The organism is Legionella spiritensis, assembly GCF_900186965.1.
Classification (GTDB): domain Bacteria; phylum Pseudomonadota; class Gammaproteobacteria; order Legionellales; family Legionellaceae; genus Legionella_C; species Legionella_C spiritensis.
Map to the genome: position 1 here is coordinate 142,147 of NZ_LT906457.1, position 11,976 is coordinate 154,122.

Genomic DNA, 11,976 nt, shown 5'->3' on the forward strand with positions numbered 1-11,976 from the left:
TGCGGATTCTAAAAATGAATATTCAAAACACCGAAAATGATTTCAATGGCGATTAATACAATGATAATCACTTCCAGACTATGGGAATGACGGTTTTCCAGATAGCTGTTGAACATATCAAAAATTTCATTCAACGTATCCAGGCGGTGGTTAATGGCGTTGACTCGTCGCTGGATATGCAGATAACGTTCCAGCATGGTGTAATATTCTTCCAGGGTAGGATGCTGCCAAAAATACTTGGGATGATATAGAAAATTACTGATGAGGTTCATTTCGCTTTTGGCCCCCAGAATCTCACCAATCACCTGACGGATCTGATTGCGGGAAATAGGCATATGTCCCTTGCTCGACAGGCTGCGGATTAATGGCGTGTATTTTTCAATCAATGCTTCAATAATGGTTTCAAAATATTGCAGTTTTACCGATTGCGAAAAACCATAGGATAAACTGAGCTTTAATTCGTCGCTGTTTTCTTCAATAGTCAGGCAGTCAACATCAAAATAATCATGCGGCTCAATAGCGATTTTATCGCCGATACGGTAGATGAATTCATCCTGGACAAGAAAAGCCGTCGGTTTTTCAATAAACATTTTGATGGTGTCAAGATAGGTGTTGATTTGATGGCGTTTAATGCCCCAGGTTACAATCGTGCCGTTTTTAAAAATAAACAGGGTGTATTTTTTAGGATCGGTTGGACTGAGTTTTAAAACATCTCGTGATCGTATTGAAGAATAACCGGCTATCTTTGACTTGAAATGATTGTCCAGGCGGGTCAGATCGATGGCATTGGCAATACAATAACTCAAGCATTCCATGGTTTAAATCGCCTCATTCACGGTCTCAATGGTTCTCAATTATTCACATTTTCGCTTCACGTTGTGAGATGTCTACACACCTGTTCTCCCGGGACAATATTGGGACATCAATCCCGCAATACGGCCGCAGGCCTTCTTGCGGGCTACGGCTCTTTTACAAAAAACATGTAGCCCGTCATGAAGGCGAAGCCGAAATGCGGGATATCGTTCATCTCCGGGTACTCACCTGTTCTTCTGGTACAATATTGGACCATGAAACCCGCAATACGGCCGCAGGCCTCCTTACGGGCTACGGTTCTTTTACAAAAAACATGTAGCCCGTCATGAAGGCGGAAGCGGAATGCGGGATCACGTTTGTAAAAAAATAGTGCCAAATGAAAACGGTACTAGTATAACCGACTTCAGGACAGACTACACGCTCTCGCTGGTCTCTTTCCCGGTGTACGCTTTTTTTCTGTCGGAAATACCGCTCAACCATTGAGGGCATACCTCCAGAATCTCGGCAATTTTATCCAATTGCTCGGATGAGGGTAATAAATGCCCAAAAATCATGGCGTTCGCCAGATGACGTGTGACGCCGAAAACTTTCGCTACGGCTTTGGTTTTTTCCCCAAGCTCCTCGGGAAAACCCAACAGTGATAATTCTCGGTTAAATCGTTGTGAGAATACTTTACTGTTCATTTTTCACTCCATGAAAAAATCATGTAATCAGCGCATGCCAATGCAACGCTGTCCTTCTTTATCGGTCAATCCTTGAGCCGAATCATTCTTTTATAACGTATTATTTTTTTTAACGCAAAGTTTTTTTATTTAATTTAAAAACAATTAGTTGTTTTGTCCGGCACAGGACATTTTTATGAAGAAAAGAAGACGGACAGACAGTTTTTCCAGTTTTGACAGGTAGATATCATTGGTTCATTTTCAGGATGTCAGGGTGTCTTGCCCAGACCCTGCTATTTAATCAATAACAGAATTTCGTTGCAGTGCTCGATACCTGCCATATATGCCGAAGAGAAATGCGGCATGGTAAATTGCGAGTCGTTTAATTTGTCAAACTGACCTTGTTCATAATATTTCACTTCCGATAGCACGCGCCCCAGTTTGCCTTCATGGTGCAGCAAGGCGTTGTTCAATTCCTCACTCAATGAAATTTTACTGAGCAGGGTGTCCATTGGTTCGTTGAATATGGCATCAAGATAAGACAGCATTCCTATGGTGTAAGCCAGGTGGGGGTTGGTGAAACCACCATGACGAGCGAGCGATTGACACATCTTGGCGCGAATCAGGGTTTTTTCCAGCAAGCACAACGCCACATCATCAAGACTTGATATCAGTATAAGGCTGATCCAGTCTCGAATTTGAATTAATCCGAGTTGCTGAATGGCATCCAGAAGAGTCTCGATTTTTTTACCGGCATACAAGGCTGCGGAATTTGAAAGCCTGAGGATGCGGTAACTAAGTTTGGGAATTTGCAGGATCATTTCCTCGATACGCTGCATCTGAATATTGGGATTATGGATTTCTGTCAGCAACTTCAGCAGGTGGGTTTTGTTTTCCGAGATTTTCTGGCCAAGAATCACATCGGGGTGATTAAAAAAATACCCTTGAAACAAATCGAAACCAAGTTCCTTGCAATGAGCGAATTGCCGACGGGTTTCCACTTTTTCCGCCAGCAGCCGGCCTTTGAAGTGTTGCAGGTGGCTCAATTGCTTTAATACGTCTTCTTTGCTTAAGTTCAATACGTCAATTTTAATAATATTGGCCATGTCGATGAGCGGTTCCAGCTCCTTATGATAGACAAAATCATCAAGGGCGAATTTGTAGCCTTTTTTAGCAAGCTTTGCAACGACTGTCAGCAACTCGTTATCAACGAGGGTATTCTCCAGTATTTCGATGACTATGCGATTTTTGGGCAATAAAAGCGGTATTTCCTCCAGGAGATGCTTGCGAGTGAAATTGATGAAGGCGGGATGCGCACCCAGTATGGTTTCAAAATTGAGGTGGGTAAACAAATGCGAGATAACGAAGGAGGTGGCGCGGTCACCTTGCTCACTCTCACCGGGAGGGAGATTGGAGGTCGGATAGTTCCCTTCACGATAGAGCAATTCATAGGCGCATACTGATCCGGAGCAATTAAAAATCTCCTGTCTTGCGAATAAAGTCCCTGAATTGAGCTCCATATGCAAAATTCACATAATTTTTATTAAGTATAAACAATAATTTGGAGTTATGTGTTTTATTTTTAAATATTTTTAGAATCGGAATCTGTCGATTTGATATAATCTTGCAAGGGCAGTTTTTCGTAAAAAATCGGTAGCCCGCATTTCGGTTTCGCCTCCATGACGGACTACAAACTCTGATATTAATGATGCTTGCTGTAAAAATTCAGATCCAGTTCACGCGCGGCACGAACATCATCAAGTCGTTTGATGGGCATGGTAAACGGTGCGTCTTTTAACAGGGCCGGATTTTTTCTTGCTTCGTTTTGTATCGCCTGCATGGCCGATATGAAGCCGTCCAGTTCTTCCTTGCATTCGGTTTCAGTCGGTTCTATCAACAGGCATTCGGGAACCAGAAGAGGAAAATAGGTTGTTGGCGCATGAAAACCATAATCCAGTAAGCGCTTGGCCAGATCCATCGCGGTAATGCCATACGACTTTTTTTCCTGATTCAGGGTCAGTATGAATTCATGGCTGGCGCGCCGGCCCGGATAAGCTGGCTTATACCCCGCCTGGGTCAGGGTCGTTAACAGATAATTGGCGTTTAAGGTGGCGTATTCCGAAACTCGCAACAACCCTTCCCTGCCTAATACCCTAATGTAAAAATAGGCACGTAAAAGGATGCCGGCATTACCCATAAAGCAGGACAGTCGGCCAATGCTGTTGGGATAATCCTGACGTGTCGCCCAGCGGTATTGTTGTTCATCATCCTTCATCACCACTGGCAAGGGTAGAAACGGCAGAAGCCTTTTTCCGACCGCAACGGGGCCGGCTCCCGGCCCTCCCCCGCCGTGGGGCGTGGCAAAGGTTTTATGCAAATTTAAATGCATGACGTCAAAACCCATGTCGCCCGGTCTTACCTTGCCGAGAATGGCGTTCAAATTGGCTCCGTCGTAATAAAGCAGTCCTCCGGCCTGATGAACCATCGCGGCAACGTCCTGAATCTGGCGCATGAACAATCCCAATGTAGAGGGGTTGGTTAACATAATGCCCGCTGTACGAGGACCGATTTTTTGCCGTAGCGCCTCCAGATCAATATCGCCGTTTTTCCCCGTTGCAATTTCAACGACCTTGAAGCCGCACATAACCGCCGATGCGGGATTGGTACCATGTGCCGCGTCCGGGATGAGTATTTCATCCCGGGCGGTATCGCCGCGGGATTGATGATAAGCCTTAATCATCGCAACCCCGGCGAACTCTCCCTGCGAGCCGGCCATAGGTGTTAGCGACACGCCTGCCATACCGGTAATTTCGGCCAGATAATTCTGAAGGGTATACATGGCTTCCAGATAACCCTGGCTTGATTTTTCCGGCGCCAGAGGATGGCGTTGATTAAAGCCCGGAATCATAGCCGCCTTATGAACACCTCGGGGGTTATATTTCATCGTGCAGGAACCCAACGGGTAAAAATTACTGTCGATGGAAAAATTTTTCTGGGAAAGCCCCGTATAATGCCGAACCACCTGTAACTCGGAACAGGAGGGAAGGCGAGGTAACTGTTCCCGTAAAAAATGAGCGGGAATGTCAGTTTTTTGTGTACAGGCTTTGGGGGATTGGGCAACAGCCTGTCTTGTCCCCTGTGATCGTTCAAATATCAACATAGTTTGCCCTCCGAATTCTGGATGATTCCCTTTAATTCCTCGCAGTGTTTGACCGGTGTAAATTCAATAATCTGATAATCGGCAATTTCTGCCAGATAATAGGGGTCTTGTTTCAAGACGCTCTCCAGATGGGTGCGATCGCCTGTTGCGGCAATGATAATGCCTCCTGTCCGTGGTTTCATCGGTCCGGACGCGATCAGTAAACCCTGTTTGTAATGGTATTCGAGAAATTCACGGTGTGCCTGCAGGTATTTGTCCACCTCATTCATCGGTGTTTTGTAAGTCAGTTGCACGATAAACATCAGCGGCCTCTCTTGCTCATGATTTGGTTGAGGGTATTGGCATAACAGGATATTTCATCCTGTGTACGCATTTCGGTCGCGCATACCAGCATGGTGTTGGCAAACTTTGGGTAATGAGATTCGATGGCGTATCCGCCCGTAATGCCGTGGTCCTTGAGTTCGGTCAGAATGCTATCAACCGGTTGGTTGAGTTTTAATAAAACTTCATGAAAACAAGGTGCGGTAAATACTTGCTCAACACCCGGGATGGCGGTTAACGCGTCCGCCAGAATACGGGTATTATGATGACAATTCAGCGCGACCTGATGAAGGCCTTCCGGCCCAAGCAGGCTCATGTGAATCGTAGCTGCAGTCACCAGCAGGCCTTGATTGGTACAGATATTGGAAGTCGCCTTGCCGCGGCGAATATGTTGTTCGCGGGCCTGCAGGGTCAGGGTAAAGCCGGTTTTCCCGTCTTTATCAACCGCTCGTCCTATGAGACGGCCTGGTATCTGGCGCACATACTGCATGCGGGTACTGAAAAAACCAAAAAAAGGGCCGCCGGACGCCATCGGTGCGCCCAGGGGCTGCCCTTCCCCGCATACAATGTCCACGCCTTCCTTACCCCATTGACCAGGCGGTTTTAATAACCCCAGGGAAACGGGATTGACACAGGCAATGCTAATGATCTGATGTGAAGCTGCCCAGTTGCAGAGTTCATCGACTTGTTCCAGACAACCGAAAAAGTTAGGTTGGGCAATTACTATGGCAGTGACGTCTTCCTGCTCATATTGTGTCAGGGCGGATAATGAGGTGATCCCTTGTTTCTCGTCAAAAGGAAGGGTGATGATTTCAATATGCTGATTGCGAACGATGGTTTCCAGCGTTTCCCGATAAAGCGGATGAACGGTACCGGCAACCAGAATACGATTCGATTTGCTGCGTTTGTTGATACGCACGGCCATAAGTACCGCTTCGGCCAGGGCGGTTGCGCCGTCATACATGGACGCGTTGGCCACGTCCATCCCGGTTAACTCGGCAATCATGGTCTGGTATTCGTACAATAATTGCAGGGTTCCCTGACTGGCTTCGGCCTGGTAAGGCGTATAAGCCGTCAGAAATTCGCCCCGGGAGGCAATATCCCACACGGCGGCCGGAATGTGGTGTTCGTAACATCCGGCACCTATAAAGCACACGCCATTCTGATTGCGATCAGCGAGTTGCCGGGCATGTTGTAACATACCCATTTCACTCAATCCGGCAGGTATATGCTTAAATTCACCGTGACGGAGTGACGCGGGAATTTCATCAAACAGTTCCTCGATGCCGGATGCGCCAATTTTATCCAGCATGGCCTGGACATCTTCACCTGTGTGGGGAATATAAGGCATTGCTAGTGTACCTCCTCCGCTATTTCTTTCTGGTATTGCTCATTGTCGAGTAATTCTTTCAGTTCATCAGGGTTGCTTGCCTTGATTTTTACCAGCCAGCCGGCTCCGTAAGGGTCGCTGTTTACCAGGGCCGGTTCGGCGCTGACTTGTTCGTTAACGGCAATGACAACACCACTCACCGGGGCGTAAAAATCAGACGCGGCTTTGACGGACTCCACAACACCCAATTCATCTCCGGCCTGTACTTCATCACCTTCTTCGGGCAATTCCACAAATACCATGTCACCGAGTAACTGCTGGGCGTGATCGGTAATGCCTATCGTCATTTCATCATCGCCGGGTTTTAACCATTCGTGAGTATGCGTATATTTCAAGTCCTTCATTTTCTGTCCTCTCTGTCTTTAATTATAAGCCTTGAGGCTTTTGTTGATCGATAGCTTTCCCCAGCTTGACAAATCGAGGCTTGCCAACCGCAGCCGGTATGAGTTTATTTCGGATCTCCACAAAAACCTGCTCTCCGGTGTTGGCCGGAACCCGGGCTAAAGCAATGGATTTTCCAAGCGTCGGAGAGTACGTGCCGCTGGTAATTACGCCATCGGCATGCCCTTCGATGACCACGCGCTGTCCTGTTCTCATAATGCCTTTATCCTGCAGGACAAGACCGACCATTTTTCGTTGTACACCCTGTTGTTTCTGAGAAAGCAAGGCACCCATACCAATAAAGTCCCTGTCTTCCGGTTGCCATTTAATGGTCCAGGCCAAACCGGACTCCAGAGGGGTGGTTGTTTCATCCATGTCCTGGCCATAAAGCAGTAATCCCGCTTCCAGTCTCAGCGTATCCCGCGCGGCAAGACCGCAAGGCTGAACACCGGTTTGCAACAGGGAATCCCATAGTCCGGTGATGGCGGTAGCGGGAATAATGATTTCCAGTCCGTCTTCACCGGTATAGCCGGTACGGGCGAAAAACCAGTCGCCGACATCCACGCATTCAAATTGAGTGAGTGTGGAAACGGCGTCAATTTGAGCCGGGGTAAGCACACTCATGACCTTGTTCAAGGCGTTGGGACCCTGTGCGGCTATCATGGCCAGTTCCGTACGTTCCTGTAATCCGACGGCAAAGCCTTCGCATTTGGCGTGCAGCCAGGCCAAATCATGGGCGCGCGTTGCCGAATTGAGCACCAGTCGGTAATTGTCCGTGGTGCGTTGATAGACAATCAGATCGTCAATGATGCCGCCATGCTCGTTACACATACAACTGTAGAGCGCGCGGCCGGTATGGGCCAGTTGATCGACGTCGTTGGTCAAAAGCCTGCGTAGAAATTGTCTGCCGCCTGCTCCCAGGATGTCAACAACGGTCATATGTGACACGTCGAACATTCCAGCGTCGTTACGAACGGCATGATGCTCTTCGATTTGAGAGCCGTAATGCAAGGGCATGTCCCATCCGTGAAAATCAACCATTTTGGCTTTTAATGCCACGTGATTTGCATGCAGTGTTGTTTTCGCAATCATTGCTGTCCTTATTTTTCCTGCCAACATGGGCATGATTATACTCAGTTCAGTTGTGGTAACAAGTGGGGCGTGGAATCCGGACGGATAAAGGCGATGGATTTTTGTTCGTATTGTCCAGGCTCTGTGAACCAAATTTTCTTCGCACCATTTTTTTGCGAAAAGGCAGTAGCCCGTAAGGAGGCCTGCGGCCGTATTGCGGGTTTGATGTGCTAATCAGGAACGTTTTCCCGCATTTCGGCTGCGCCTTCATGACGGGCTACAAGACATTATTATTTGGTGTGCAACAATAGTTGCCTTGTTTTCGATCGGAAAAAAATTGGTACACAGAACCTGGTGTTTTTTTGCTAATGGCTGTGATTTGCACTAGGATTTAGCCATCTTTCATTCATTGTTTAAGAAGCGATAGGGCTAACATGGATCCCTGGCATAGTATTCTGGATGTTCTCTGGCTTTGTGTTCTTTTGCTGATGCTCAGGCATTTCAGACAGGAGAGAAAGGCTATCAAGGCAAGTCAGGAATGGTTGCTGACCAAAGGACGTATTACGTTATTTAACTGGACGCGTGCAGGCCATCGTCTCTGGCCGAAAATTGAATATCGTTACGAAGTGAACGGCCGGGAATACACCGGGGAATATTTATTTCTCGATACGTCCCATAACTCGCCGCACAGCCGCTATGCCCGTAAGGTGGCTTATCGCGTTGCTATGGCTTATGAGAAAAACGAGGACATTGATGTGTTTTATAATCCCAACGATCCAGGGCAGGCCGCGCTGGATATCGCCATGCCGAAAAAACTGACGTTTATTATCGGGCTGCTTGTTTTTCTTATTGTGCTGCATCTGGTGATTGTGGGTTATCGCTGGCTGATTGCTTCCTCCGGCTGACATTGACAGGCAGGTTTGGCAACTTTGGCCTGCAGATTTTTAATGACCAACCCCCTGACGCCTTGTCCGGAAGGAGCCTGCATGAAATTGATGGTAATGTTCAGTGTTTGTTTTTGCTTGTACTGGGGATTTTTGTAGATGACCAGAAGCGGCATGGTGGCTTGCCACTGTGCGCTGCCGGTGGATTTGATTTCCGGAGGCAAGGTGGCGACGGCACTCACATAATAGAGATTTTTTTGCACGGTTTCCGGTAATTTTGAGGCATTCAGCGCTTTTGTGTACTGAATCCAGCCGTCCGCAGTGAAATATTTGGCGATGTCACGCTGCCTGGTGAGATAATTTTTGTAATTGTACGTGTAGGTGGCGACAATGGCTTCGTTGGCCCAAACGGATAATTGCGTATCATCAATGGCGGCGCTACCGGTTACCGGATACAGCAGAATGACCGCAACCCCCAGGCAGGATAATCTACGCACGATGTTTTCCTTTTTTTGCAAGACCTGTTAGTTGATATTGTAGACGGGTTTTGCGGGCAAAAAAACCCCGGCCAGGTAGCCGGGGAAAGTTTTCGCGCTTTTAATGTTAAAAGCGCATTCCCGTAAAAGAGGGCGAATACGGGAATAAGCATTCGGGGAAATGCTCACTTGATTAGACACCCGGGAGTGAAAAAAGTTCCATGCCGCGATCGAAATACGGGGTGAAACAGTCTTGATCGAAGTATGATTAAAAGATGAATTCTTAATCATAAGTCACTTGCGGACCGGATTGCAGTTGGTCAACTCTGTCCAGGTTGTAGGGTGTGAGTTTCTGTTTTGATGCCAGACCCTCCTGGACTATCTTGACCATCTCCTGAAATTCCGACTTATGTTGCGTGACCCAATCTTTTTCGACGTTCAATTCCTGTTCACACATGTCCACGATTTCGTCATAACTACCATATTCCTCCGGATGATCTTTAAAGGCTTCGCGCAAGACAATGGCATAGGGTTTCAACGCTTGCTTCATCTCCTCTTCTTCTTCCATTTGCAGTATGTCATTAAAAATGGTTTCTGAAATCCTTTCTGACAAGAAGGGAGGCGGTTCCGGTAACCAGTCGGTTCCTATTGCCTGACGAAGCTCCGGTGTTTTTTCTATGTGTTCCCGGACTGTCCCAATCATTTGTTGAAATTCCTCCACATGACTGTAGACCCAGTTGGCGGGGAGTTCAAGATCATTCTCGCAGTCCCGGCAAACCAGTTCGTATTGGCTTTCGAATCGAGGTTGTTGCGCTTTCAGGTATTCACGGGCGACCACTAAAGCGCTCATAACCAGCGTTTCGTCTTCAAATGTTTGCAGCGATTTCTCCAGCTCTTCCCAGGCACTGACCGGTTCCGGTTTCTTTTGGGCAAACATGCCAACGTTGCTGACGGAAACAGGCTGAACGGGTGCTTTTTGTATCGGCTTGGGATGGATGATAGCGAGCCGTGCTGCCACATCTTTTTGATAGGAACCAAAAATATCGGCAATGATCCCCGGGTTATTTTGAATAATCGGTGACAGATAATGGCACATGGTAAATTGTTGATTGGGACTGTTGATTTTTGAAAATTCCATATCTTGCTTATCTGCAGCGGTTATTAACATTTTCAACATAGAGTATTGATTATGCTGTGCCGCAATAATAAACGCACTATTATTCAGCGAGTCTTTGGCTGTTAAGGCATCCGGGTTGGCTTTAAGCATGGCTTTCACCGCGGATTCATTGCCGTAACGAATGGCCAGAAACAGTTGTTGCGGGTATTGTACTGACGGCAGCATGTCGGATTCGAAACGGTTTTCGATGATTGCCAGATCAACCGGATTGCTTATCGGAGGTAATTCCGGTTTGATGTGATTGATAAAATGGGCGGCCAGTGAATTATTGTGGGCAATACTGCTGTTAATGCCGGTAATGTCCTGCCTGATGGCTGGGTTGGTACGTAATGTCACACCGAGGGCGTGCAAGGATTGCGCCTCTCTGCGTTGGCTTTTAACCCCCGTGTCCGGCAGCAAGCTCATTTGCTGCAGGGCATGACCGGTTTCTTCAGTCAGACCTTCGGCTCGTTCCTTATAGGACGAATAAAGTAATAGTTTATGGGGATAGGTTTCATAGCATAGCATTTTATTGCTTGAAATGGCCTCACCGAATGATTGGTCGCCTGAAGCCAGGGTCAAGGGACCTGATATGGCGTTTAAGGCGACGACCTGTGGATGCGGGATGCCTTTGGAGTGAATCAGGCGATAGACTTTGCCGGGTTGTTCATTGTCATAGAGCGTTTCTTCCTGGTCATTATCATAATCCACATAAACGATTTTGCTGAAGCCTTGCTCTTTCAATGTCTCAATGACTTCCTCAAGATGTTCTTTCAGTGTTTCACTATTTTGGCCGCTGGCTATAAACACATCCTGATTTTTCTCGGACGACTGGATGTAACCGCTATGGATATGCAGAAAATCACGGTTGCTCTTGTGACTATAGCCAAAAGTCAATTCGGTATTTTCTTCGTATTCGCTTAAGTTTTGCTGATCCTGCAAAATCGTGTGCCGTATTTTTTTCGGCAGTGCCTGCAGGAAAAACTCCTTTTGCTCTGTCAGTTTTTTTTGATTTCCTGTTTGTTCCAGTCGGGCTAAATCGACCAGTTCGCTGGTCAGCAGTATACCTTGTTCGTTCAGTTCCTCAATCAGGCCGGTTCGGACAACAGCCTTTTTTTCCGTGGTTTTGTAACTGGACAATCGTTTTTTCTCATCCTGGGTGAGGGCCACTTCGTATTCTTCTTTTTTGCCTGATTCAGCATGGTTATAGGAGTTCCCCAGTTTTACCGTTTCGTACGGGCCGTAACTATATTCTCTGGCGCTGAGGATTTGTACCTGATCACTTGGGCATTTCACGGTACCGAAAGAGGGGGTGGGCGCTTCAATGATAACAGCCGGGTTGATGTCACCGCTTTCGATTAACTTGTTTAGTTGCCCGGTGGGGATGAAATTAAAACCGAATTCCAAATCGATACCGCTGTTTCGCATGGCCCGGAGAAAAGTATTGTTCTGGCCAAATGAGGTCAGGTAAACATTACCCACCAGTTTCCCTTCCTTGAGCAGGTTTTTTTTAATTTCATCAATGAGTTTGGAGGCAAATAAAATATCCCCGAAGCCCCCCTGGTTTTCATCAATGTTAACAATGATGTCACTCATTTTTTTCTCTCTATGATTGATTGTTAATCATAATTATATGCAATTTATGCAATTCAAACCTTTAGG

General features: G+C 47.0%; 11 protein-coding genes. 1 reads left to right on the forward strand and 10 read right to left on the reverse strand.

Annotated elements, in window-relative coordinates; genetic code table 11:
• Positions 1-8 precede the first annotated feature (8 nt).
• The 8 genes from CKW05_RS00690 to gcvT form a co-directional block, all read right to left on the reverse strand.
• Positions 9-815, reverse strand: a complete 807-nt coding sequence (locus CKW05_RS00690; RefSeq protein ID WP_058484008.1) for an RMD1 family protein — start codon at positions 813-815, stop codon at positions 9-11.
• 411 nt (positions 816-1,226) lie between these two features.
• A complete protein-coding gene (locus tag CKW05_RS00695; RefSeq protein WP_058484007.1) occupies positions 1,227-1,496 on the reverse strand; it encodes a hypothetical protein in 270 nt (89 codons plus the stop codon).
• Positions 1,497-1,768: 272 nt separating this feature from the next.
• Positions 1,769-2,995, reverse strand: a complete 1,227-nt coding sequence (locus CKW05_RS00700) for an EAL and HDOD domain-containing protein (RefSeq protein WP_095140525.1) — start codon at positions 2,993-2,995, stop codon at positions 1,769-1,771.
• Positions 2,996-3,177: 182 nt separating this feature from the next.
• Positions 3,178-4,635, reverse strand: coding sequence for an aminomethyl-transferring glycine dehydrogenase subunit GcvPB (gene gcvPB / locus CKW05_RS00705; RefSeq protein ID WP_058484005.1), 1,458 nt, complete (start codon positions 4,633-4,635; stop codon positions 3,178-3,180).
• Positions 4,629-4,937 carry a YciI family protein gene (locus tag CKW05_RS00710; protein ID WP_058484004.1) on the reverse strand — a complete coding sequence of 103 codons (309 nt, stop codon included), beginning with the start codon at positions 4,935-4,937 and terminating at the stop codon, positions 4,629-4,631. The genes gcvPB and CKW05_RS00710 overlap by 7 nt, the downstream gene beginning before the upstream one ends.
• Positions 4,937-6,307 carry an aminomethyl-transferring glycine dehydrogenase subunit GcvPA gene (gene gcvPA / locus CKW05_RS00715; protein WP_058484003.1) on the reverse strand — a complete coding sequence of 457 codons (1,371 nt, stop codon included), beginning with the start codon at positions 6,305-6,307 and terminating at the stop codon, positions 4,937-4,939. Before gcvPA ends, CKW05_RS00710 begins: the two co-directional genes overlap by 1 nt.
• A 2-nt stretch (positions 6,308-6,309) precedes the next feature.
• On the reverse strand, positions 6,310-6,690 hold the full coding sequence (gcvH, locus tag CKW05_RS00720; RefSeq protein ID WP_058484002.1) for a glycine cleavage system protein GcvH: 381 nt from the start codon (positions 6,688-6,690) through the stop codon (positions 6,310-6,312).
• Between the two features lie 22 nt (positions 6,691-6,712).
• Entirely contained in the window at positions 6,713-7,819 is a 1,107-nt protein-coding gene (gene gcvT / locus CKW05_RS00725; RefSeq protein WP_058484001.1) for a glycine cleavage system aminomethyltransferase GcvT, read from the reverse strand.
• Positions 7,820-8,232: 413 nt separating this feature from the next.
• On the opposite strand from gcvT, the gene CKW05_RS00730 reads away from it, so the two are divergent.
• Entirely contained in the window at positions 8,233-8,703 is a 471-nt protein-coding gene (locus CKW05_RS00730; protein WP_058484000.1) for a DUF3592 domain-containing protein, read from the forward strand.
• Here the strand turns inward: CKW05_RS00730 and CKW05_RS00735 are convergent.
• On the reverse strand, positions 8,673-9,179 hold the full coding sequence (locus CKW05_RS00735) for a DotI/IcmL family type IV secretion protein (RefSeq protein WP_193392661.1): 507 nt from the start codon (positions 9,177-9,179) through the stop codon (positions 8,673-8,675). The two genes, CKW05_RS00730 and CKW05_RS00735, sit on opposite strands and share 31 nt — an antisense overlap.
• A gap of 262 nt (positions 9,180-9,441) precedes the next feature.
• Entirely contained in the window at positions 9,442-11,910 is a 2,469-nt protein-coding gene (locus tag CKW05_RS00745; RefSeq protein WP_058483999.1) for an ankyrin repeat domain-containing protein, read from the reverse strand.
• Positions 11,911-11,976: the final 66 nt, after the last annotated feature.